This is a genomic window from Desulfovermiculus halophilus DSM 18834 (assembly GCF_000620765.1).
Taxonomy (GTDB): domain Bacteria; phylum Desulfobacterota; class Desulfovibrionia; order Desulfovibrionales; family Desulfothermaceae; genus Desulfovermiculus; species Desulfovermiculus halophilus.
The window spans coordinates 1-22,270 of the sequence record NZ_JIAK01000015.1; the positions used below are offsets into that span (position 1 = coordinate 1).

Consider the following 22,270-nt stretch of genomic DNA (forward strand, 5'->3'; position numbering starts at 1 on the left):
AGACCAGGGACTTCGATAGCCAGATCGCCCATACTTCCATTGTCATGGTCCGCTACATGTTCTTGGCCTTGGAGCAGCGTCGTCAAGATGATCCCCGGACATTCGGGGCCTTGTTTCGGGCCTGTTGCGAGGAAATGAAAGACCTCAGCTTTATGATGGCCTTGCAGCGCATTCTCGAGCTAGCCATAGCCAAGCTACAGGCAGCAGGTGACTTTGTAGAGGAAATCTACCAGGCCCTAATTTCCGCCATATTCGGGACAGCAATCGACTTTTTCGGCCTAAATAAGGAATTATGTCAAAGATCTTAGCTTGTTGAATGCAATAAAGTTACGCCGAAAGTTGAGTCAAACGGTACTTGCAGCGGCTGTTCTGCAGGCAATGGGGCATAAGCAGAAGGATCTCTTCCGGGGAATAGCATCGCCCTTCGGAGATGACCATGTCATTGTTCACTCTGATAAAGGAGGCCCGGACCTTTTCCTGGGAAATCCCGATGATCTTGCCCACCTGGGTCATCAGGGGCAGAAAGCACTTGACGGTGATCCCCCGGATCTTGCGGGAGAAGAGCAGTGGGCGCTTGCAGAGGATATTCAGGATCAGAGCGGAGGTGGACCACACAACGAGCCCGGCGCTGAGGGCAAGTATGCCTCCCAGCAGCCAGGGGGCAAGGGGATGGATGGCCTGCAGGCCGATGTAGGGAATGACCCAGGCCAGGACCATCGCACCCAGAAGCAGGAGGCTGGTTCCGGACAAGAGCCCGATAAACAGACGTTTCTTGGATTCAAATCCGTCCGCGAGGGCGTCCTGGAATGGCGTATGACGACGAAACGGGAGTCCAGTCATAGTTCTTGCCTGTATTGCCCAACCAGCCTGGAGCCTACCGGAATCTGGCCCGGCCTGGCTCAGAACGCGAGGACAGATAGCCGCAGACAAAGGCGGATGCAGGCATTGGACGGCTGGATTCCGGCTTGATGCTCACGACCTGATACAAGCGATCGGCGCAGGCAATGAGCAGGGTGTCCTCCGGCCCGAGGACAACGCTCCCCGGAGGAAGGGCTGTTTCCGGCTCTTCTCGGATGTGTCCGGGTGAGATGTGGACCTTCAGGCTCTTCCCTCCCGGGCCCCGGTCCAGAGAGGTGAAGGCTCCGGGCCAGGGGTGCATGGCCCGGATGTGGTCGTGCACCCTGCGGGCCGGCTGATTCCAGTCAATGCGGCCTTCGTCTTTGCGCAGCTTGGGGGCGTAGGTGGCCTGGGCTTCGTCCTGGGGCACACTGACGATGTCCCCGGCTGCAAGGCGGTCCAGGGCCTGTATCAGGGCCTTCCCGCCCAGATCGGCCAGCTTATCGTGCAGGTCCGCGGCTGTGTCCTCCGGGGCGATGGCCAGTGGCCGCTGCAAGAGAACAGGGCCGCAGTCCAGGCCCGGCTCCATGCGCATAATGCTGATTCCTGTAACCCCCTCGCCGGCGGCCAGGGCCCGTTGAATAGGGGCTGCTCCGCGATACTTGGGGAGCAAGGAGGCATGGACGTTGAGGGCTCCGAGCCTGGGGATATCCAGAATGGCCTTGGGGAGGATCAGTCCGTAGGCTGCGACCACCAAGAGGTCGGGCTGGAGCCGGCGGAGTCCGGCTTCAACCTCCGGATCGCGCAGCGTTTCCGGCTGCCTGACTTGAAGGCCTGCTTCCCCGGCCACAACCTTGACCGGAGGGGGGACGGTTTTACGCCCCCTGCCCCTGGGGCGGTCCGGTTGGGTGTAGACCGCCTGAATCGAGGTCAACTCGTGGGCGGCAAGGTGCCTGAGAACAACGGCTGCAAACTCAGGCGTTCCCATGAAGACGATGTTCAGCTGCGCTGCCATTTGCGGACTTTCTTTTCGTACATGTTCCGCTTGAGCCGTCCGGCATGATCCAGAAGCAGGGTCCCGTGGAGGTGATCCACCTCATGTTGGAGGCAGATGGCCAAAAGGCCCTCGGCCTCGATGCGCTGCAAAGCGCCGTCCAGATCCAGACCGGAAATCACGATGCGGGAGGCCCGCTTGGTTTTGGTCTTGAATTCAGGCAGGCTGAGGCAGCCCTCCTCGCATTCCGTCTCTCCCTCCCGCTCTTCAATCTCAGGGTTGACCAGCACTTTCAGATCGGATTGTGATTCCGGCCCGGAGATATCAACGGTAATCAGGCGGCAGCTGTGGGCGACCTGGGGTGCGGCCAGGCCGATGCCCTGTTTCTCGTACATGGTCTGGACCATGTTGTGGGCCAGGGTCCGGATTTCATCGTCAATCTCCTCAACAGGCGCTGCCTGCTGGAGGAGGACGGGATGAGGGTAGGTCGTGATGTCCAAAATCATAGCCACCTCACTTCCGCAGGCGGAGGCCCAACTCCTGAAGCTGGGCGTTGGAGACCGGTGCCGGGGCTGAGGTCAGCAGGCAGGTGCCTTTCTGGGTCTTGGGAAAGGCAATGACGTCCCGAATGGACGAGGTGTCCCCCAAGAGCATAATCAGCCGGTCCAAGCCGAAGGCAATGCCTCCATGGGGCGGGGCGCCGTAGGTCAGGGCCTCGAGGAGAAACCCGAACTTGGCTTCCGCCTCCTGGGCCTTGATGCCCAGGGCCTGAAGCATGGCCATCTGCACTTCGTGGCGGTGGATCCGGATGGACCCGCCGCCCACCTCGCTGCCGTTGATGACCAGATCGTAGGATCTGGCCCGGGCCTGCTCCGGGTGGGAGGACAAAAGGTGGATGTCCTCCTCCCGGGGGGAGGTAAAGGGATGGTGGCAGGCCTCCCAGCGCTTGTCCTCGGCATTCCACTCCATCAGCGGAAAGTCGGTTATCCATACCGGGGAGAAGGCGTTGGACGGGATGAGGCCGAAGCGCTCCCCGAGCCGCAGCCGGAGGTGCCCAAGGGCGGCGTTGACCATTCCCGGGGCTCCGGCCTGAAAGAAGACGATGTCTCCCGGAATCAGGCCCAGGGCTTCCTGCAGGCCGCTTTGCTCTTCAGGGCTTAGAAACTTGGCTATCGGGGACTGCCATTCGCCGTCCTTGATCTTGATCCAGGCCAGTCCCTGGGCCCCGTAGATCTTCACAAACTCGGTCAGGTCGTCGATCTCTTTCCGGGTCAGCTGGTCCCCGCCAGGAACCCGTAAAGCCTTGACCAGCTCTGCCTGGGCAAAGAGCCGAAACTGTGAGTCGCGGACGACCTGGGTCACATCCTGCAGGCGGAGGTCGAAGCGGATGTCCGGACGGTCCAGGCCGTAGTCACGAATGGCCTGGTCGTAGCTCATGCGGGGAAAGGGGTGATCCAGGGCATGGCCCAATGTGTCGGCGAACAGGGCGGACATCATGCCCTCGGCTATATCCATGACTTGTTCTTCATCCACAAAGGACATTTCCATGTCGATCTGGGTGAACTCGGGCTGTCGGTCGGCCCGGAGATCTTCGTCCCGAAAGCAGCGGACGATCTGGTAATACCGGTCCAGGCCGCCCATCATGAGCAGCTGTTTAAACAGCTGCGGGCTCTGGGGAAGGGCAAAGAACTCTCCCTGGTTCAAACGGCTGGGAACCAGGAAGTCCCGGGCCCCTTCCGGAGTGCTTCTGGTCAAGACCGGGGTCTCCACCTCCAGGAAATCCAGGCTGTTGAGATAGGAACGAACGCTCTGGGCCGCCTTGTGCCTGAGGATCATATTGGCCGAGAGCTGACTCCGGCGCAGGTCCAGGTAGCGGTATTTGAGCCGTAGGTTCTCGGAGACATCCACCCGGTCCTCAAGGAGGAAGGGCGGGGTCCGGGAGGTGTTCAGCAGCTTCCAGTCCTGGACCACGACCTCGATCTCCCCAGTGGGCAGGCTGGGGTTGTGCATACCCTCGGGCCGCATCCGGACCAGGCCGTGAACTGCCAGTACGTATTCCGTGCGCAGGACGTGGGCTTCGGCATGGGCCTGAGCATTTATTTCCGGCGAAAACACGACCTGGGTCAACCCCTGCCGGTCCCGGAGATCGATGAAGATGAGACCACCGTGGTCCCGCCTGTACTGCACCCAGCCCATAAGGCATACTCGGCGGTCAATATCAGCGGAGTTGAGCTGGCTGCAGTGATGAGTCCTCTGCCAGCCGGCAAGGTCGGAAAGGAGTTCAGAAGATGTGCGTTCAGGCATAAACTGGTCTCATTGTAAACAGTTGACGGGTTAAGGTATGCTTCTGCCCAAGGCTTCGGACAGTCCGGACTGGGGCAGGGTGCGCTGTTCTCCGCTGTGCATGTCTTTGACCACCACGGTCTGGCTTTCCAGTTCCTCCCGGCCCAGAAGAATACAATACGCGGCCCCCTGCTTGTTGGCCAGACGGAGCTGGGGCTTCGGCCCCTTGGCTTCAAAGCTGACCTCGCCGCGCAGGCCCTGTTCCCGAAGCCCAAGGGCGAGTATCTGGCCCTGATCCAGGGCTGCCGGATCCAGAACGGCCAGATAGAAGTCCGGCGGGGGCGCAGGAGGAGGATCCAGGAGCATGGCCAGGCGTTCCATCCCGCAGGCAAACCCAATGCCCGGACAGGGTGGCCCTCCGAGCTGCTCCAGGAGCCCGTCGTATCGTCCTCCGCCGGCAACTGAGGATTGGGCCCCGATATCCCGGGACATGACCTCGAAGGTTGTCCGCTGGTAGTAGTCCAGCCCCCGGACCAGGCGGTGATTGAGCACATAGGGGATGGAGCAGGCCTGAAGGATGTTCTGGACCGAGGAAAAATGATCCCGGCACTCGGAACAGAGATGGTCCAGGATGTTCGGGGCATTTTCGGCGATCTTTTGACATCCCGGCACCTTGCAGTCCAGTACCCGCAGGGGGTTGGTCTCTTTTCTGCGCCGGCAGTCCGGGCACAGCGCATCCAGGGCCTGTTCGGCCAGGTATTCCTGCAGCCGGCGGGAGAACTCAGGCCGGCACTGGGGGCAGCCCAGGGAATTCAGATGAAGATCCAGGTGGACCAGGCCGAGTTCATGCAGGTAGCGCCAGAGCATTGCGATCAGCTCTGCGTCCGCACAGGGGGAGGCGGAGCCGAAGAGCTCGGCGTTGACCTGGTGGAACTGGCGTTGACGCCCCTTTTGCGGCCTTTCGTAGCGGAACATGGGACCGCAGGTGTAGACCTTGCATATCTGTCCCTGGGGACGGGTGGTGTCATCCAGGTAGGCCCGGGCCACTCCGGCGGTGGCCTCCGGCCGCAGGGTGAGCAGCCGGTCTTTGCGGTCAGCAAAGGTGAACATCTCTTTTTGCACGATATCGGTGTCTTCACCTATGCTGCGGGCAAAAAGCTCGGTCTTTTCCAAAACCGGGACCCGGATTTCGCGATATCCGTAGCGGGAAAACACCGTACCGGCCGTTGCTTCCATGAAGGTGTATTTGGCCGACTCCGGCCACCAAAGGTCATTGAACCCTTTGATCTTCGAGATCTGGTGCATAGCGGAAAATCTTGGATTGAAAACGGGATGGAGGACCGCCTCCAGTCGGGAGGCACATGTAGACAAAGTAAAAAGACTTCCTTAGACCAAACCGGAGATGTTGTCAAAATCTGTCGGCTGCCACCAAAAGACATGGGTAGGGCTCCAGAGCCGGGTCCTGGTCTGAGCCAAAGGAAGGAGCAGAGGCTATGAAAGCAATCTCCCTGATTGGGAACTCGAAGTCGGGAAAGACCACATTGGCCCTTGAGCTGTGCTCATACTTCCGGTCCCTTGATCTGCGGGTGGGGTACGCCAAGCACTCCAGCCATGGGTTTGACCTCCGGGATACGGATACGCAGCGCTTGAGTGAACAGGCCCAGGCAGTTGCCGGGGTGAGCCCGGACCAGAGCATGGTCCTCTGGTCCGGACAGCGCTACCTGCTGGATCTTGTGCCCCTGCTGCAAAGCGATGTGCTGATCATTGAAGGTGGCAGAGAGCTCAAGGTCCTGCCCCGTATCCTGCTTCCCAAAGCCGAGGATCACGAAGATCGACAGCTGGACCAGGATCTGGCCTTGGCCAGCTGGAAGCGGCAGATTGATGCCCAGCTTCCGGTTATGGACCATATCCAGGAACTCGGTGAGTATGTCCTTGCCCGGGGGTTTCTTCTTCCAGGTTTGAATTGCGGAGCATGCGGCCGGGAGAGTTGTGCCCATCTGGCCGGGGAAATCGTGTCCGGGACCGCATCAATCGATGACTGCCGTGCCCTGCAGGGATCCATGAGCATTCGGATAAACGGCCAGCCTTTGGGCCTGAATCCCTTTGCAGCCGGGATCGTTTCCGGAAGCATCCGGGGGATGCTGGAGCAGCTCAAGGGATATGCCCCTGGAACCATAGACATCAGCCTGGAGACGTGAGGATGAACAAGGGATTTTTCGAGGTCAAAAGCGTTGCCGAATGCCGGGACATACTGGCCTCTTTCGAACCGGTCGCGGATACAGAGGACATAAGCTCCGATCAGGCCCTGGACAGGGTTGCGGCCGGTGATATTCTCGCCGGCGAGGATATACCGGGCTTTAATCGATCCAGCATGGACGGGTTCGCTCTGCGGGCCGGGGACAGCTTCGGGGCCGGGGAGGGGACCCCGGTGTACCTGGAGCTAAAAGCCAGGATGGCCGTGGATGAGGCTCCCCAATGGACCCTTGGGCCCAGAGAATGCGCTCAGGTCCTGACCGGGGGCAGCCTCCCTCCAGGTGCGGACGCTGTGGTTATGTGGGAGCATGTCAGGGAGATAGCCGAGGATGAAGTCGAGATATTCCGAGCTGTGAGCCCCGGCGAAAATGTGATGCTGCAGGGCGAGGACTGTCAATGGAACCAGACGGTTGTTCCGGACGGAACCAGGCTTCGGCCCCAGGAGCTTGGCGTCCTCTCCGCTCTGGGGATACTCCGGACAACGGTCCGTCGCCGGCCGCGGGTGGCCATCCTGTCCACCGGAGACGAGCTGGTGCCTGTCCAGGAAACCCCTCCTGCGGGCAAGATACGGGATGTGAACTCGTCCACCCTTGCCGCCTGGTGCGTGAAAGCCGGATGCATCCCGGAACCAATGGGGATCATCCCCGACAGGCTCGATGACCTGCACCAAGGGGTGAGCGCAGCAGTTCAAAAGGCGGACTGCGTCCTGTTGTCCGGAGGGAGCTCACTCGGGGCGAGGGACTTGAGCATTGAGGTCATTTCCGGCCTGGACCAGGGAAGAGTCCTGGTCCACGGAGTGGCCATGAGTCCGGGCAAGCCGACGATATTGGCCGCAGCCGGCAGAGTGCCCATCATCGGCCTTCCCGGGCAGGTCACCTCGGCCCAGGTGGTCATGTACGTCTTGGGGCTTCCTTTTCTGGCCCATTTAAGCGGGGTGAGCGGTGCCCTGGAGCAAAAAGCGCAGGCCAGGCTGAGGGCCCGGGCCGGACGCAACATTCCCTCCCAGCAGGGCCGGGAGGACTATGTACGGGTCAGGCTGCTTCGGTCCGATCATGAGCGGCTTTTGGCTGAACCGGTGCTGGCCAAGTCCGGTCTGCTCCGCAGCCTGCTCCGGGCCGACGGTTTGCTGCCCATCCCGGCATCCTGCGAAGGAGTGAGGGCTGGAGAAGAGTGTGAGGTGCTGCTTTTGTGATCCGGGGGCGGATGAAAATCCGATCCGCCGGAGGGGAGGCGGCCTGGATTTGATTGGGGCTGGGGGCCGCCGCATCGGTCCGGGGCTGGACCCAGGCCGGCAAGGGGGTGCGGACCCGTTCCCCGGTCATGTCCAGGAGCATGGTGCAGTAGGCGCCGAAGATATTGGGACAGAGCAGACTGTTCACAGCCTTGCAGGCTGCTCGTGCATGCCAGGTGTGGTATGGGCCGGGCAGAATCCCGGCCTTGGAGCGCACTCTTCGGGGGCCGAGGTTGTGGTAGACGCACAGCCGCATGGAGGGCCACGACCACCAGTTTGTCGGACGCGGGGCGCGGGTGTTTTTGGACCTGGCCAGGGAGAGTAGGTACAGGGAGTGCTTGTTCAGAAAGCTGATCAGCATCTCCTTGGCGCACACCCGGGAGGCCTCGGCCAGGATCTGGTTCGGCCGGGGACAATAGTCCAAGGTGGTGATCAGGAGGACATAGTCATAGGAGTTGTCCTCGAAGGGAAGATCGTCGGGATGGGTGAGGTGCAGCTCGGCCCGGCGGCCTATCCTGGTCCGGGTCTTGTGCAGGTCCGCCGGCGAGGAGACAGTGGCCGTTATGTCGAAGCCGGCCGCCCAGAAGGTCTCCAGGAAATGACCGGTGCCGCATTCGACATACAGCATTCTCCGTTGTCGCCGCCGCCAATGCGAGGCCGTATGGAGCAGAAGTGACTGCTCCTGCTTGAGGGCGAATTGCCCCTGGGGGGTATGCTCCCAGTCAGTCAAGCGTTTGGACGGGGTATCGTGGTGCTGCATATTCAGACCGTTGAGGATAAGGTTTGGGGCCGCGCTCCGAGCTGAAGGCGGGGTAGTCTCCCGAACGAATACATGCTGAAGGGGAGACATGTTCCACCACTTGCTGCGGCATCCAACGCATAAGCAGAAATACGGTTCTTGGACGTAGCCTGTGGATTTTTGGAGTTTGCCCTCTCTTCTGAGTGCCCACTTTCGGCCCGGTATTTTCTCATTCCCGCCACCCGGCACTCACGTGTATGATACGCTCACTCAAACAGAAAGCAGTGACCCGTATGTGAGTGCCGGGTGGCGGGACCAGGAAAATGTGCGGCCTTACCCTCAAGGCACACAGAAGAGACGGCAAACTCTTATATGGACTGCTCCGGATCGCAAAAGACCGCGCCGTGGGCAGCCGAGGTGGCATGCTGGGCATAGCGGCGCAAGAAAGCGGAGGACACAGGCTTGGATTTGGGGGCAAATGATTCTCGCCTGGACTCCAGCTCCTGCTCGTCGACGAGCAGTTCAAGAGAGCGGTTGGGGATATCGACCTTGATCCGATCCTGATTTCTGATCAGTCCGATCAGTCCGCCATTGGCTGCTTCCGGGGAGATATGCCCGATGGCTGCCCCCCGGGTGCCTCCGCTGAACCGGCCGTCGGTTATCAGGGCCACCTCCCGGTCCAGCCCCATGCCGGCAATGGCCGAGGTTGGAGTGAGCATTTCCCGCATTCCCGGGCCGCCCTTGGGTCCTTCATAGCGGATGACAACGATATGTCCCGGCCTGATCTCAGCGTTTAAGATGGCCTCTGTGGCCTCTTCCTCACTGTCAAATACCACGGCTTCTCCCTCCCGGACCAGCATTTCCCTGGCCACGGCCGACTGCTTGACCACACAGCCGTCCGGAGCCAGGTTTCCATACAAGATGGCAATCCCACCCTGGGGGTGATGCGGGGAATCCACAGGCCGGATGACCTCGGGATTTTGGTTTGCCGCTTTCAGATGGTCCAGGTTCTCGTGGACTGTATGCCCGGTGGCCGTAAGGCAATGGCCTTTGAGCAGTCCGTTGCCCGCCAATTCGGCCATGACTCCAGGGATTCCTCCGGCCTGATGCAGGTCCTGAATATGGTGGGGGCCGGCCGGGGACAGACGGCAGAGGTTGGGTGTGGCCTGGGAGATGCGGTCAAAGATGTCCAAGGTCACATTGAGCCCGGCCTCGGAAAAAATAGCCGGAAGATGGAGGACGGTGTTCGTGGAGCCGCCAAGGGCCATGTCCACTGCAATTGCGTTATGCACGCTGTCCTGGGTAACGATGTCTCTGGGCCGTATACCCTGTTCCAAAAGGTGCATGACCTGCATCCCGGATTCCTTGGCCAGCCTGATCCTGGACGCATGGACTGCGGGGACGGTTCCGTTGCCGGGCAACGCCAGGCCGATGGCCTCGGAAAGGCAGTTCATGGAGTTGGCGGTGAACATTCCGGAACAGCTCCCGCAACCAGGACAGGCGTTTTCTTCCAGACCAGCGAGGTCCTCGGGGGACATGTCCCCGTGACGCACCTTGCCCACAGCCTCAAAGACGCTGATCAGGTCAATGCTTTGTCCCTGGTGGGACCCGGCCAGCATAGGGCCGCCGCTGACGCATACGGCAGGTATGTTCAAGCGGAGCATGGCCATAAGCATTGCGGGAACGATCTTGTCGCAGTTGGGAATGCAGATCAGGGCGTCGAAAGGGTGGGCTGTGGCCATAAGCTCAATGGAGTCGGCGATGACCTCCCGGCTGGGAAGGCTCATCCGCATTCCTTCATGGTTCATGGCCAGGCCGTCGCAGACGCCTATGGCCGGAAACTCCAGCGGCACACCGCCGGCCATTCTCACCCCGTCCTTGGCAGCCTGGGCTATGCGGTCCAGGTGGATGTGCCCCGGGACCACCTCGCTGGCGGCATTAACGATCCCGATCAGGGGGCGCTGAACCTCGTCCCGGGTCAGGCCCAGGGCGTGCAGGAGGGATCGATGAGGACTCTTTTCCAGGCCGGAGGTCATTTTCTGACTACGCATGAGCCAATCTCCTGTGAACTCGTTTTAAGCAAACAGTATGCCAGTTCTTGGGTCTACATTCCATTGGTGCGGATGGCAAAGATGCAGCTCAGGGCGGAGACCGCGCACACGCCTGCATACATCCCCGCCAGTTCCGGCCAGGAAACAAAGGGGCAGGGATGATGGAAGGGGGGTGCGGACAGCACGGAGCTGATCTGCCAGTGGATGATTGCGGCCCCGCCCAGGGCAAGAGTTGTCCCGGCCAGGGTAAGGCCCAGCATTCGAGCCAGAATGGGGGCCTGACAGGCAATCCGGGTGGCCCCTACCAGACGTAGGACCTGGATGTCGGCCTGGACCTTGGCAATGGTCAGCCGAACGGTATTGGCCAGGAGCACGGCCTGGGTCAGGAGCAATACAGTGATCAAGGGCCAGAGGACGGTTGAGGTTATCTGCTGCCAGGCGGCGGCGGTGGTGACTTCCAGAGGGCTGGTATGCACCGCATCCACGCCTGAAAGGCCGCGAATTTCTTTCGCGAGTGCCTGCGCGGTTTGGGCTGAGCCAAGGCCGACCTGGAGGACGGCAGTTGGGGGCAGGGGGTTGTCCTCCACCCAGGACAGGTTCAGGTCCGGGCCGATGCTGGAGGTCATTTCGGCCAAGGCCTGGTCCGGAGTATAGGTTGTGATCCCGAGCACCGCCTGCATCTCTTCGATGCTTTCCCAGGCCTGGTTTACCTGGTCCTGGTTCGCATCCGCAGACCAGAAGACCTGCATCTGGATGTCGGCCGTGGAGGAGGCCGCCAGGGAGTGGATACATTTTGACCCCACATAGGCGGTGAGGGCCAGAAACACAATAAGGCTGACCCCGAAAAGAGCAATGAATTGCTCAGTGCGAATATATTTCCAGCTGATCAGCTCAGAGCCCAGCATTCGGAGGAACATGGCCTTCTCCTTGCAGCTGGCCGTCAACGAGGTGCACCACCCTGGCCTGGGGCATGGCCCGGATCAAATTCTGGTCGTGGGTGGCCAGAAGGACGGTGGTCCCGTGCGCGTTAAACCGCCCGAAGATGTCCAAAAGGCGGAGGGATAACTCTGGATCCAGGTTCCCGGTGGGCTCGTCGGCCAGGATGACCTTGGGGTTGACCACAATTGATCTGGCGATGGCGACCCGCTGCTGTTCCCCCCCGGAAAGACGACCGCAGGGGGTGTGTCCCTTGCCGTCCAGGCTCAGGCCGCGCAGAACCGCATTGACCCGCTTGTGGATCTGCGCGGAGGGGAAACCCCGAACGACCAGGGGAAGGGCAATGTTTTCCCGAACACTGCGCTGGGGCAGAACTTTGAAGTCCTGAAATACAACCGTCACCTCCCTGCGCAGCAAATGCAGCCGGCTGCTGGTTAATGATCCGAGATCATGCCCGGCTATGCTGGCCATGCCTCTTTGCAGGGGCAGGGCGCCGTGCAGCAGGCAGAGCAGAGTGGTCTTTCCTGCGCCGGACGGACCGGTTAAAAAGACGAACTCCCCGGAAGTGACGTCCAGGGAGATGTTTTTCAGGGCCCAGGAAGACACAAAAGAGTGGGACAGATGTTTGAGGCGGATTGTCGGTGTGCTGTGCATGCCTGGCTACTTTGCAGATGTGCTGTGCAGAACTCCGGGAGCACGCTGGCCAATGGTGGCGCGCGGCTTTTCCCGGATCGGCCTCGGTTTCACGTGAAACATGTGTCCGGATCCACACCGAGCTTGCGCACCAGGTCCCGCAATTCGTCCTCTGAGCTATAGGCCAGGGTGATTCGGCCCTTGCTCCTTTCCCCCTTGACCTGGACCCCGGCTTCAAGCCTCTGGGTCAAGGCCTGCTGCAAGGCTGTCCTGGTCGGGGAGAATCCGCTTTGATCCTGACGCGGCCCGGGTTTTGAGCCGACAGGTGGAGGGAAACAACCGGTGGCCTTCCAGGAGTTCACGGCATGCTCCAACTGACGGACTGTGAGCTGTTTATCGATACAGGCCTCGAAAAGATGCATCCTGGCCTCTTGGTCCGGAACGGCCAGCAGCGTCCTGGCCTGCCCGGAGCTGATTCGTCCCTCGGCCAGGGCGGACAGGATAGCGGGCTGGAGATGGAGCAGGCGCAGGCTGTTGGCCACGGCTGAACGGCTGCGTCCTATCCGCCGGGCCAGCTCGTCCTGGGAGACGTCGAGTTCCCTGAGGAGTCGGGCCAGGGCCCGGGCCTCTTCAACCGGGTTGAGGTCCTGGCGCTGCAGGTTTTCCACCAGGCCGAAAACCAGGGTCTGGCTGTCCGAGAGATCCCGGATAAGGGCCGGTACGAGCTGAAGCCCGGCCAGCTGGCAGGCCCGCCACCGCCGTTCTCCGGCTATGATCTGGTATCGCCCTTCCTGGGCCGGATGGGGCCGGACCAGCAGGGGCTGAAGCAGGCCCTGCTCGGCGATTGACTGGGCCAACTCGTCGAGGCTGTCCTGGCTGATTGACTGTCGGGGCTGTTCCGGATTGGGGTCTATCCGGTTGGCTTCGAGTTCTTGGATCCCCTGGCTGGAGGCATCTTGCTCCTGGGGCTGGGATGGATTAAAAAGTGCATCCAGACCCTTGCCCAAACCTCTGCCTGTCCCGGCCATGGGCGTTGCTCCTTGGTTGAAGATGGATTGGGACAAGGTCCCAGGGCAGTGTGCGGATCAGGTCCGGGAACCCCGGGCCTTGATCTGCCTTTCTATGTACATGAAACAGAGGAGAAAGAAAACATGGCAGATCCACTCATCAGTGTCCAGACTCTGTATTCGGCGACCGGAGAGTCTGTCGGGGTCTATATCCCGGCTGAGCTGTGGGCCGAGGCGGAAGCCGAGGTCCTTCCCGGCCTGCAGGCAGCCCAGGAGCGGCTCTATGGGCCGAAGCCCCAGGCGGAACCCATGCAGGACTGGGAGCTCCTAGTCGCCAACTGGGACTTCAAGTATCCGGTGGATATGCAGGTCAGCTGCGGTCAGTGCGGGGCCAGCACCTTGAACTGGCAGGAGGATGAGCCCCGCAGGTTCAGGCTGAAGGCCGCCAGCTTGGGGGGGCTGGTGGTCTTTGAATGTCTGTCCTGCAAGGCCCGGATCAGCAAACGGCACTTCAAGGACGGGGTGACCACGGAGACAACTCCCAGACGGGAAGGGAGCTAGGCCGGATGTCTCCCGGTCGTTGCTTTCGCATTGGGCCCAGGGCCTTGACCCCCCTGGCCTGGGTTCCCCATGCCTGGACCGGGGCGGGTGAAGGACTCAGGCCGCGGCGAACGAGGTCTGATCTTCCAGCAGCTCTTGCCCCAGCTGCAGGTAGGCCCGGGAACCGCTGGATTTGTAGTCGTAGCACAGGGCCGGCAGGCCGTGGCTCGGAGCCTCGGACAAGCGGACATTGCGGGGGATGATGCTGGAGAAGACCTTGTCTTGAAAGTAGGACCTGACCTCCTGTTCCACCTGGTGGGAAAGCTTGTTGCGGCGGTCGAACATGGTCAGGACCACTCCCAGAAGACGCAGTGGAGTATTCAGGCGGTTCTTGACCAGCTCGTAGGTGCGCATGAGATGGGCAATGCCTTCCAGGGCGTAGTATTCGCACTGCAGGGGGATGAGCAGATGGGTGGCTGCGCACAGGGCGTTGACCGTGATCAGGCCCAGAGACGGGGGGCAGTCCAGGAAGACATAGTCGAAGTCGCCGAGCACATGGCCCAGACTGTCCCTGAGGTAGTATTCCCGCCCGATTTTGTCCACCAGCTCCAGTTCAGCGGCCACCAAATCCTGGATGGAAGGGAGAACGAACAAATAGGGCAGGCTGGTGGGGGAGATCATCTCCCCGGTCTTTTCCGGGTGAAACAGGGCGTTGTAGACTGTCCCCTGCTCCTGATCGGGCTGGATGTTCAGCCCGCTGGTTGCGTTGGCCTGGGGATCGCAATCCACCAGGAGGACTTTTTTCTCCATCGCCGCCAGGGAGGCGGCGAGATTAATGGCCGTTGTGGTCTTGCCCACTCCGCCCTTTTGATTGGCGATGGCGATGACTGGGTGCATACAACCTCCATCCCTAGCAGTCCGCCCCGGCAGGCAGGGCACAACCGCAACAACAAAATCCTGGGAGCTCCTTGCGGCAGCCGGCGCAACAAGCCATGGTTGTGCCCGGCGGGGAGCCCGGCTGGGAGACTATGAAGTTCGAAACGTTCGATGACAATAGGTCTTAGCTTCTTCCAGGGAATCAATCAAGGGGATGGTGTCCTGAACCTCCTCCTGCCGGACGCTTTGCAGCAGCTCCTGGGCCAGGTGAAGGAAGTCGTCGGCCTCAAAGGCCCAGTCTTCATGGGCATAGGTCTGCATATGGCTGCAGAGCCGGACAAACTGCTTGACGTCTTCTTCTTGCGGCAGGTCACCTTCTGCCGATGTTTTCTTGATCTTGTTAAAGACTGCTTCCAGGTCGTTTTTGATCTGAGCGAGGCGCATCCTTGTTCCTCCGCAACAATTGTGGCCTGAGTTACTGGTTGTAGTACCAACGGTACCAGGAAACAAACTCCTCAATCCCTTTTTGGATCGGGGTGTTGGGCTGAAAGCCGACATCCTGGATCAGGTCCTGGACATCGGCATAGGTCTTGGGCACATCCCCAGGCTGCAGGGGCAGATATTCCTTGCGGGCGGTCCGGCCCAGGCATTCCTCCAGGGCATGGATGAAGTCCATGAGCTGCACACTGTTGTTGTTGCCGATATTGTAGAGGCGGTAGGGGGCCAGACTGGAGGAAGGGTCCGGGGTCTGGCCGCTCCAGTCCGGATTGGGTTCAGGCGGTCGATGCAGGACCCGGACCACGCCCTCGACAATATCGTCGATGTAGGTAAAGTCCCGTTCCATCTCGCCGTGATTGAATACCTGGATGGGGCGGCCGGCAAGGATGGCTTCGGTGAACAGAAACAGGGCCATATCCGGCCGCCCCCACGGGCCGTAGACCGTAAAGAACCGCAGGCCGGTACACGGAAGTCCGTACAGGTAGCTGTAGGTATGGGCCATGAGCTCGTTGGCCTTTTTGCTGGCCGCGTACAGGCTGATAGGGTGGTCGACGTTGTCGTGGACGCTGAACGGCATGCTGGTGTTCAAGCCGTATACGGAGCTGGAGGAAGCAAAAAGCAGGTGATTGACCCCGGCGTGGCGGCAACATTCCAGGATATTGCCGAAACCGACCAGGTTCGTATCGATGTAGGCTTGCGGATTTGTCAGGCTGTAGCGGACTCCGGCCTGGGCCGCAAGGTTGACTACACAGTCGAAAGTATGGGCCGTGAACAGGGCATCCAGCTCATTGCGGTCTTCCAGAGAGCTGCAGGCGAATGTAAAATCAGAGTAATTGTTCAGCTGGGCCAGGCGGTTTTTTTTGAGCTGAACCGAATAGTAGGGGGTGAGATTGTCCAGGCCGACCACACTGTGCCCGTCTTCCAGCAAGCGGCGGGCCAGATGGTAGCCTATGAACCCGGCGGCACCAGTGACTAAAATGTGCATGCTAACTCCTGATGAAAAACGCGGCGATTACCGGCTGGGGCCCAAAGGGCATAACATGCTCCAGGTCAGGTTTTTCATCTCCCGGTTGTCCGGGAGCATGTCCTGTGGTCCTGGGACATGCACAATCTGCAATCCCTCGGGGGTACTTGTAAACCCAAACCGCGATGTACGTTCCGGAAATATGGTCCTAAAGGCCTGGGCGCCGAAGACAACAATCATCTGGGCCTGGACGGCCGACACCCCGGACCAGAATATATCCAGCCTCGGCGTATGGTCTGGCGGGGTATAGCTGGTCAAAGGCCAAAACGCGACACTCCCTTTGGGCCAGCCCAGACTGTTCAGGATGGTCTTAAACAGTGTCCTTCGCTGCTGATCCGGCGAGGGACCGAGGTCCTCGGAGAGCTGCCAGTAGGTCCAGACCATGGTGTACGGAGGGGAGAGCGTGCTCCACACCGTGGACCAGGGAGCGGGGTAGCCCTGCTCGACAGCTTCGTGCTGCTCCTGCCTTTCCGGATCCGGCATCTCCTGGGCCTGCTGATCAGCAGCAGGTGCCAAGCCGTCGTCTGGGGGCAAGAGATGCCGGATCCCTGCCTGATACAGGATCAACGACGCACTCGGCATGTTTACTTCGCGCAGATCAAGTCCCATATCTTCCAGGCCACGTCGGCTTTGCTCATTGTGGGCAGGGGGGTCTTTTGCTGGTCGGGAAAGTGGACAGTGACCGAGTTCTGGGCGGCATTGAAACCTGTTCCGGATTGGGTGATCCGGTTGGCCACAATGCAGTTCAGGTGCTTGGTCTGTATCTTGTCCTGGACCAAGTGATCATGGTCGGCTTCTGATTCGGCGGCAAAGCCGATCAGTGTCTGGCCCTCCCGCTTGTGCTCTCCCAAGGTCCGCAGAATGTCCGGGTTGGGCGCAAAGGGTATGCTCAGTCCGTCCTTCTGGTGGGCGCTTTTTTTGATCTTCTGGTCCGAGCACGCTGCCGGCCGAAAATCACAGACAGCGGCGGTGAGGCATCCGATGTCGGCCCGGGGCCAGATATCCATGCAGGCCTCAAACATCTCCCGGGCGGTGGTAACCTCGGTCCGAACGATCCCCTGGGGCAGCCATTGGCTGTTCGGGCCGCAGACACAGTGTACATCCGCTCCCCGCAGCCATGCGGTCAAGGCCATTGCAGCGCCCATTTTCCCGGAGGACGGGTTGGACCAATAGCGGACCGGATCCCAGAACTCCCGGGTCGGGCCAAAAGTGATCAGCACCCTGCGGCCCTGGAGGTCGGATCCGGTCATGCTCTGCAGGGTTTTCCAGAATATCTCGGGGCCGCTGGCCAGGCGTCCGGCTCCCTGGTCTCCGCAGGCCACCAGCCCCCGGTCCGGGGGGATAAGATGGACGGAGTCCCTTTGCTCCAGGCGGTGAACATTCTCCTGCGTTGCCTCGGCCTCCCACAGGTTGGGGTTCATGGCCGGGGCAAGGACAATGGGACAGGGGGCAGCCAGCAGCTGACAGGAAAGCATGGTATCCGCCAGGCCGGAGGCCAGTTTGCCCAGGGTGTTGGCGCTGGCCGGAGCCACAAGAAAGGCCCGGCTCTCCTGCCCTGGCTCCAGGTGGGCGTAGACGTCGTCGCCGGGGGCGAACAGCCGGGTATAGACCGGCTGCACCCCCAGGGCGGTCAAGGACAGCGGAGTGATGAATTCAGCCCCGGCCCGGGTCAGGGTCGCACCCACTCGGAGTCCGAACTTCTGAAAGGCCCGGCAGAGATCCAGGGCCTTGTACGCGGCGATGCTGCCGCAGATGCCCAGATGGAGCCGGGCCCCTGCGACGGTGGACAAATAGTAGTGGTCTGGGATCATTGAGACAAAACCCGTTCTGAAAACTCGGAGCCGTCCTGGTTGACGGCCGGGCTGACCCAGATCTCCAACCGGGTGGAGAAGTGGCCTTTGTGAATGCGGATGACGCAGACTTTTTCCGGCTTTTCAAAGACCATGAGATGATGACCGTACTTGAAGTAGCTCAAGGGTGACCAGCCGGCCTCCGGCATCTCCCGGAGATAAAAGGAGGACAGGGAGGTGGGATCCACCCATCCGGTGTAGACCAGTGCACCGGCCTTGACCTGAGGCGTCTGCATGATGAAGGAATCATCGCTCTGCAGCTTCATCTCTCCCGGGATGCGGACATCCGTAAACTCATAGGCCGGGGCCGGGGTCTCCAGAGTGGCATTGCCGGACAGGGTGGCGCCCTGGGGCGATGATTGGGAGGAGGACAGTGCGCTGCAGCCGAATGCACCGAGGCAGGCCAAAACAATTGCAGTCCAGTAAACGTATCTGTGCATGGGAGACCTCCATTCAGGAGTAGACGTTGCATGCGGCCCGGTTTTCAGCCACACTCCACTTCCCGCTGCTCCGGGTTTGAGACTGGGAAATTCAATCATACCGATACGCATATGACAAGGGACAAAACTGACCATCTGCCTGTGGATTACGATCTGGAAAGCTATGCCTTTGACCTGCCTTCCGAACAGATTGCGCAGGCCCCGTGCGAAGACCGGCAGGGGTCACGGCTGTTGATTCTGGACCGGACCTCGGGGAGTATTCGGCACGAACAGTTCTCACGCCTGGGGGATTTCTTGCCCCCAAGAAGCGTTATTGTCACCAATGTGAGTAAGGTTATACCGGCCAGACTGCATGGACGCAAGAGGACAACCCAGGGTAAGGTTGAGTTTTTGCTCCTGACCCCGCTTCCGGCTGTTGAATGCTCCAGGATCAAGGACGGGAACTACCGGGCCAGGGTGGAAGGTCTGCTCCGCCCGGCGAAGGGGTTGCGCCCAGGGAGCCGGGTGGACCTGCCCGGAGAGATAAAGCTGCAGGTGGAGGCGGTCCATGACTTCGGCCGGAGTACGGTGCTCTTGGAATGGAAAGGAGATTTAGCCGCCATCCTGGCCAGTTGCGGGAGCCTTCCTTTGCCCCCGTACATTCGGCGGCCGGAGGGACCGGAGGACAGAGACCGGTACCAGACCGTCTACGCCCGGGCCGAGGGGCTGGGCTCTGTGGCCGCTCCAACGGCCGGGCTGCATTTTACCCGGGGACACATCCGGAATCTGCAGGCCCAGGGACATACCTTTGTGGACCTCATCCTGTACGTCGGCTACGGGACATTTACTCCAATCCGGGTCAGAGACATCCGCACCCACCGGATGCATGCCGAGCTGATGCAGATTTCGGAGCAGTCTGCGCGGACCTTGCAGCAGGCATCAGCTGCAGGGCGGCCCATCGTGGCCGTGGGGACCACCAGCGTCCGGGCCCTGGAGAGCGCGTATGCCCGTTTCGGCGAGATCCGGGCTTTCTGCGGCTGGACGGATCTGTACCTGTATCCCGGGGCATCGTTTGGGGTGGTTGATCATTTGCTCACAAACTTTCATCTTCCCCGGTCCTCGCTTATATTGATGGTTGCCGCATTTGCGGGAAGACAGCAGGTCCTGGACGCCTATGAACAGGCGGTGGCCAGCGGGTACAGATTCTTTTCCTATGGAGACGCCATGTTCATCAAATAGGGGACATCAGATCGCAAGAACCGGCGGCTCCATAGAAACGTTGAGGGATCCGGCGGGATGGGGGCGGATGGTTTCACCCGTTCCTATTGACAAAATATGCCGAAACTGGTCTCTACCTAAGTTTGGTCCAATTTTGCGGGTTATTGGTTATGAATGTGGAGTGGAGAGGATATGTCCAGAGTGGAAATACGCGAGGAACGATGCAAGGGATGCATGCTGTGCACGACGGTTTGCCCTGCTGGGATTCTGGAGCAGTCCGAGGAGATGAATGCCCTGGGATACAAGGTTGTGCACATGATTCCTGGAGGAATGGAACAGTGCAAGGGGTGTGCGTTTTGTGCCCAGATCTGTCCGGATATGGTTATCCGGGTCTTTCGGACCCAAAACAACGGGGATGGACATGAGGAGTGAACGGATACTGGTCAAGGGAAACGAGGCGATTGCCATGGGGGCCATGGCCGCGGGATGCGAATGCTACTTCGCCTACCCCATCACCCCCCAAAGCGATATACCTGAATATTTATCCACGGCCCTGGTGGAGGCCGGGGGAGAGTTCATCCAGGCCGAGAGCGAGATAGCCGCCTCCAATATGCTGCTTGGGGCCGCGGCCTGCGGCAAGAGAGCGATGACCTCCTCATCCAGCCCGGGGATTTCCCTCAAGCAGGAGGCGATCTCCTACATGGCCGGAAGCGATCTACCGGCGGTCATCGTCAATATCTGTCGGGGCGGACCCGGACTGGGCAGCATAGATCCGTCCCAGGGGGACTACTATCAGGCCACCCGCGGGGGCGGACACGGCGACTATCGGACGCTGGTCCTGGCTCCATCCACCTGCCAGGAGGCCTATGATGCGACAATCGAAGCCTTTGATCTGGCCTTTCGCTACCGCAATCCGATCATGATCCTTGGAGATGCCATTCTGGGCCAGATGAAGGAGCCCATACATCCCTGGAAGACCCGGGGGAGGCCGGCCGGTGAAGCCGAGGAATGGTCCTTGAGCGGAGCCAAGGGGCGGGAGCCGCGGCTGCTGAAATCCCTGTATCTGTCCGAAGGGGCCCTGGCCGGGCACCATGCCCATTTGGTTGAAAAATACCGGACCATGCAGGATGAGGCCAGGGGAGAGCATGTATGGACCGAGGATGCCGATCTGGTAGTTGTGGCCTACGGATCCATAGCCCGAATAGCCAAAAGCACGGTGCGGACCCTGCGGGCTGAGGGGTACCGGGTGGGGCTTTTTCGTCCGGTGACCCTGTACCCGTTTCCATCCCCGGATCTGGCCGGTCTGGCCGCCCGGGGCAAGCGGTTTGTGACTGTGGAGCACAATACCGGGCAGATGGTTGACGATGTGCGCCTGGCAATCCGGCGGCACGCCGATTCCGAGCTTTTGACCGTATATCCGGGCGTTTTGCCCAACCCGGAAGATTTTGAACACCCCATCCGTCGACTGATGGATACCGAGAATCAGCCGGAGGAGGCACGGCATGTATAAGGAAGAACAGGTTTTTTCCGCTCCGGAGGTGATGGTCGACACCCCCATGCATTTTTGTCCCGGATGCCATCACGGCATCATTCATCGTCTGGTCGGCGAATGCCTGACCGAACTGGGTCTGGTTGATTCCACGATATGTGTCGGGTCTGTCGGCTGCTCGGTGTTTATCTACAACTACCTGCGGGTGGATGCAGTTGAATCCCCGCATGGCCGGGCCGCGGCAGTGGCCACCGGGGTCAAGCGGGCCAGGCCGGACAACTTTGTGTTTACCTATCAAGGTGACGGGGACCTGGCCGCAATCGGGCTTTCGGAGATCGTCTATGCCGCCAACCGGGGGGAGAAAGTGAGTGTGGTCTTTGTGAACAACACTGTCTACGGCATGACCGGCGGACAGATGGCTCCCACGACCATGGTGGGGCAAAAGACCACCACCTGCGCCGGGGGCCGATGTCAGGAACGGGACGGAGCGCCCCTGAAAATGGCCGAGATGCTGGCTTCCTTGGAGGGGACGGCATTTTCCGCCCGGGTGGCTGTGGACAGCATTCCGCATTTGAAAAAGGCCAAGAAGGCCCTGCGCAAGGCCTGTGAGGTCCAGATCCAGGGCCGGGGGCTGGGTTTTATCGAGTTTCTGTCCGCCTGCCCCACCAACTGGCATATGACTCCCCTGCAAGCCAATGCGCGGATCAGCAAAGAACTGACCTCCTATTTTCCCCTGGGGACCTACAAGGAACCGGACCACACCCAGGAGTAGATTTTCAGCCAAGGAGTGAAAGGACGTGTATCAGGATGTAATTATTGCCGGGTTCGGCGGGCAGGGCGTACTGCTCATCGGCAACGTGCTGGCCCAGGCGGCAATGCAGGCCGGGCGGAACGTGACCTTTATGCCCGTCTATGGGGTGGAGATGCGCGGGGGCACGGCCAACTGCACCGTGGTTGTCTCCGATCAGGAGATTGGATCCCCGGTTATTCATTCCCCTATGAGTGTGATCGCCATGAATCAGCCCTCGTTGGTCAAATTTCAACCCAGGCTGAGGTCGGGAGGGATCCTGGTGGTCAACTCCTCTTTGGTGGAGGCCGAGATCCTGGACCAGGAGGGCGGGCAGACCATTGTCCCTGTTCCGGCCAACGAACTGGCCAACGAGCTGGGCAGCATAAAGATGGCCAATATTGTGGCCCTCGGGGCCTGGGTGCAGGCCACCGTAGCCCTGCCCATGCAGAGCGTACGGGATGTGGTTGCCTCCATGTTCGCTTCCAAGGGAGAAAAGCTGATCCAGGCCAACGACGCGGCGCTGCTTCGCGGGGCTGAATGGGCGCAGAGCCGGGCCCGGGCCGGACAGCCCGTGTGAGGATACGGGCAGCGCACCTCAAGAT

At 60.6% G+C, this 22,270-nt stretch carries 23 protein-coding genes and 2 pseudogenes; 9 read left to right on the forward strand and 16 right to left on the reverse strand.

The genetic code is table 11. From position 1 onward, the window contains the following. Positions 1–308 (forward strand): annotated as a pseudogene (locus tag N902_RS19925) (hypothetical protein); the annotation flags it as partial. A gap of 19 nt (positions 309–327) precedes the next feature. Here the strand turns inward: N902_RS19925 and N902_RS17095 are convergent. The 5 genes from N902_RS17095 to hisS are packed head-to-tail and all read right to left on the reverse strand — an operon-like array spanning position 328 to position 5,419. Next, entirely contained in the window at positions 328–840 is a 513-nt protein-coding gene (locus N902_RS17095) for a DUF116 domain-containing protein (protein WP_051564447.1), read from the reverse strand. Between the two features lie 34 nt (positions 841–874). Beyond that, positions 875–1,852, reverse strand: a complete 978-nt coding sequence (gene fmt / locus N902_RS0108360; RefSeq protein WP_027370571.1) for a methionyl-tRNA formyltransferase — start codon at positions 1,850–1,852, stop codon at positions 875–877. Next, on the reverse strand, positions 1,837–2,337 hold the full coding sequence (def, locus tag N902_RS0108365; RefSeq protein ID WP_027370572.1) for a peptide deformylase: 501 nt from the start codon (positions 2,335–2,337) through the stop codon (positions 1,837–1,839). Before def ends, fmt begins: the two co-directional genes overlap by 16 nt. Positions 2,338–2,344: 7 nt before the next feature. Beyond that, positions 2,345–4,135 (reverse strand): aspartate--tRNA ligase, encoded by a 1,791-nt coding sequence (gene aspS / locus N902_RS0108370; protein ID WP_027370573.1) that lies wholly within the window; start codon positions 4,133–4,135, stop codon positions 2,345–2,347. A 30-nt stretch (positions 4,136–4,165) separates the two neighbouring features. Continuing rightward, a complete protein-coding gene (hisS, locus tag N902_RS0108375; RefSeq protein WP_027370574.1) occupies positions 4,166–5,419 on the reverse strand; it encodes a histidine--tRNA ligase in 1,254 nt (417 codons plus the stop codon). Positions 5,420–5,607: 188 nt separating this feature from the next. Between hisS and N902_RS0108380 the strand changes: the two genes are divergently transcribed. After that, on the forward strand, positions 5,608–6,312 hold the full coding sequence (locus N902_RS0108380) for a molybdopterin-guanine dinucleotide biosynthesis protein MobB (RefSeq protein WP_027370575.1): 705 nt from the start codon (positions 5,608–5,610) through the stop codon (positions 6,310–6,312). A 2-nt stretch (positions 6,313–6,314) separates the two neighbouring features. Then, the gene (locus N902_RS0108385; protein WP_027370576.1) at positions 6,315–7,559 is read left to right on the forward strand and encodes a molybdopterin molybdotransferase MoeA; all 1,245 of its coding nucleotides are present in this window, start codon (positions 6,315–6,317) and stop codon (positions 7,557–7,559) included. A 286-nt stretch (positions 7,560–7,845) separates the two neighbouring features. Here the strand turns inward: N902_RS0108385 and N902_RS20515 are convergent. The 5 genes and pseudogenes from N902_RS20515 to N902_RS0108415 form a co-directional block, all read right to left on the reverse strand. After that, a pseudogene (locus N902_RS20515) lies at positions 7,846–8,448 on the reverse strand (class I SAM-dependent methyltransferase); the annotation flags it as partial. Between the two features lie 257 nt (positions 8,449–8,705). Further along, a complete protein-coding gene (gene ilvD, locus N902_RS0108400; protein ID WP_027370578.1) occupies positions 8,706–10,388 on the reverse strand; it encodes a dihydroxy-acid dehydratase in 1,683 nt (560 codons plus the stop codon). A 53-nt stretch (positions 10,389–10,441) separates the two neighbouring features. Then, entirely contained in the window at positions 10,442–11,305 is an 864-nt protein-coding gene (locus tag N902_RS17100; protein ID WP_034622333.1) for a cell division protein FtsX, read from the reverse strand. Continuing rightward, complete coding sequence (locus N902_RS17105) at positions 11,280–11,978, reverse strand: cell division ATP-binding protein FtsE (protein WP_034622337.1); 699 nt, start codon at positions 11,976–11,978, stop codon at positions 11,280–11,282. The genes N902_RS17100 and N902_RS17105 overlap by 26 nt, the downstream gene beginning before the upstream one ends. An 89-nt stretch (positions 11,979–12,067) precedes the next feature. Then, the gene (locus N902_RS0108415; RefSeq protein WP_027370579.1) at positions 12,068–12,985 is read right to left on the reverse strand and encodes a ParB/RepB/Spo0J family partition protein; all 918 of its coding nucleotides are present in this window, start codon (positions 12,983–12,985) and stop codon (positions 12,068–12,070) included. A 123-nt stretch (positions 12,986–13,108) separates the two neighbouring features. On the opposite strand from N902_RS0108415, the gene N902_RS0108420 reads away from it, so the two are divergent. After that, positions 13,109–13,525 carry a hypothetical protein gene (locus tag N902_RS0108420; RefSeq protein WP_027370580.1) on the forward strand — a complete coding sequence of 139 codons (417 nt, stop codon included), beginning with the start codon at positions 13,109–13,111 and terminating at the stop codon, positions 13,523–13,525. Between the two features lie 96 nt (positions 13,526–13,621). On the opposite strand, the gene N902_RS0108425 is transcribed toward N902_RS0108420, so the two are convergent. The 6 genes from N902_RS0108425 to N902_RS0108450 all read right to left on the reverse strand — a co-directional run bounded on the left by N902_RS0108425 (position 13,622) and on the right by N902_RS0108450 (position 18,192). Further along, positions 13,622–14,401, reverse strand: a complete 780-nt coding sequence (locus tag N902_RS0108425; protein WP_027370581.1) for a ParA family protein — start codon at positions 14,399–14,401, stop codon at positions 13,622–13,624. Between the two features lie 129 nt (positions 14,402–14,530). Further along, positions 14,531–14,824: a GAK system XXXCH domain-containing protein gene (locus N902_RS0108430; RefSeq protein ID WP_027370582.1), complete on the reverse strand. Its 294-nt coding sequence runs from the start codon at positions 14,822–14,824 to the stop codon at positions 14,531–14,533. A gap of 31 nt (positions 14,825–14,855) precedes the next feature. Next, positions 14,856–15,863: an NAD-dependent epimerase gene (locus tag N902_RS0108435; protein WP_027370583.1), complete on the reverse strand. Its 1,008-nt coding sequence runs from the start codon at positions 15,861–15,863 to the stop codon at positions 14,856–14,858. A gap of 27 nt (positions 15,864–15,890) precedes the next feature. After that, positions 15,891–16,511 carry a hypothetical protein gene (locus N902_RS17110; RefSeq protein ID WP_153304176.1) on the reverse strand — a complete coding sequence of 207 codons (621 nt, stop codon included), beginning with the start codon at positions 16,509–16,511 and terminating at the stop codon, positions 15,891–15,893. Then, the gene (coaBC, locus tag N902_RS0108445; RefSeq protein WP_051564449.1) at positions 16,487–17,713 is read right to left on the reverse strand and encodes a bifunctional phosphopantothenoylcysteine decarboxylase/phosphopantothenate--cysteine ligase CoaBC; all 1,227 of its coding nucleotides are present in this window, start codon (positions 17,711–17,713) and stop codon (positions 16,487–16,489) included. The genes N902_RS17110 and coaBC overlap by 25 nt, the downstream gene beginning before the upstream one ends. Next, positions 17,710–18,192: a hypothetical protein gene (locus N902_RS0108450; protein WP_027370585.1), complete on the reverse strand. Its 483-nt coding sequence runs from the start codon at positions 18,190–18,192 to the stop codon at positions 17,710–17,712. The genes coaBC and N902_RS0108450 overlap by 4 nt, the downstream gene beginning before the upstream one ends. Before the next feature lie 111 nt (positions 18,193–18,303). On the opposite strand from N902_RS0108450, the gene queA reads away from it, so the two are divergent. The 5 genes from queA (at position 18,304) to N902_RS0108475 (ending at position 22,245) form a co-directional block, all read left to right on the forward strand. Continuing rightward, positions 18,304–19,410: a tRNA preQ1(34) S-adenosylmethionine ribosyltransferase-isomerase QueA gene (queA, locus tag N902_RS0108455; RefSeq protein WP_027370586.1), complete on the forward strand. Its 1,107-nt coding sequence runs from the start codon at positions 18,304–18,306 to the stop codon at positions 19,408–19,410. A gap of 171 nt (positions 19,411–19,581) precedes the next feature. After that, on the forward strand, positions 19,582–19,821 hold the full coding sequence (locus N902_RS0108460; RefSeq protein WP_027370587.1) for a 4Fe-4S dicluster domain-containing protein: 240 nt from the start codon (positions 19,582–19,584) through the stop codon (positions 19,819–19,821). Next, positions 19,811–20,899, forward strand: a complete 1,089-nt coding sequence (locus N902_RS0108465) for a 3-methyl-2-oxobutanoate dehydrogenase subunit VorB (RefSeq protein ID WP_027370588.1) — start codon at positions 19,811–19,813, stop codon at positions 20,897–20,899. The genes N902_RS0108460 and N902_RS0108465 overlap by 11 nt, the downstream gene beginning before the upstream one ends. After that, entirely contained in the window at positions 20,892–21,650 is a 759-nt protein-coding gene (locus N902_RS0108470) for a thiamine pyrophosphate-dependent enzyme (protein WP_027370589.1), read from the forward strand. Before N902_RS0108465 ends, N902_RS0108470 begins: the two co-directional genes overlap by 8 nt. 25 nt (positions 21,651–21,675) lie before the next feature. After that, a complete protein-coding gene (locus tag N902_RS0108475; RefSeq protein ID WP_027370590.1) occupies positions 21,676–22,245 on the forward strand; it encodes a 2-oxoacid:acceptor oxidoreductase family protein in 570 nt (189 codons plus the stop codon). The last annotated feature ends 25 nt before the right edge of the window (positions 22,246–22,270 follow it).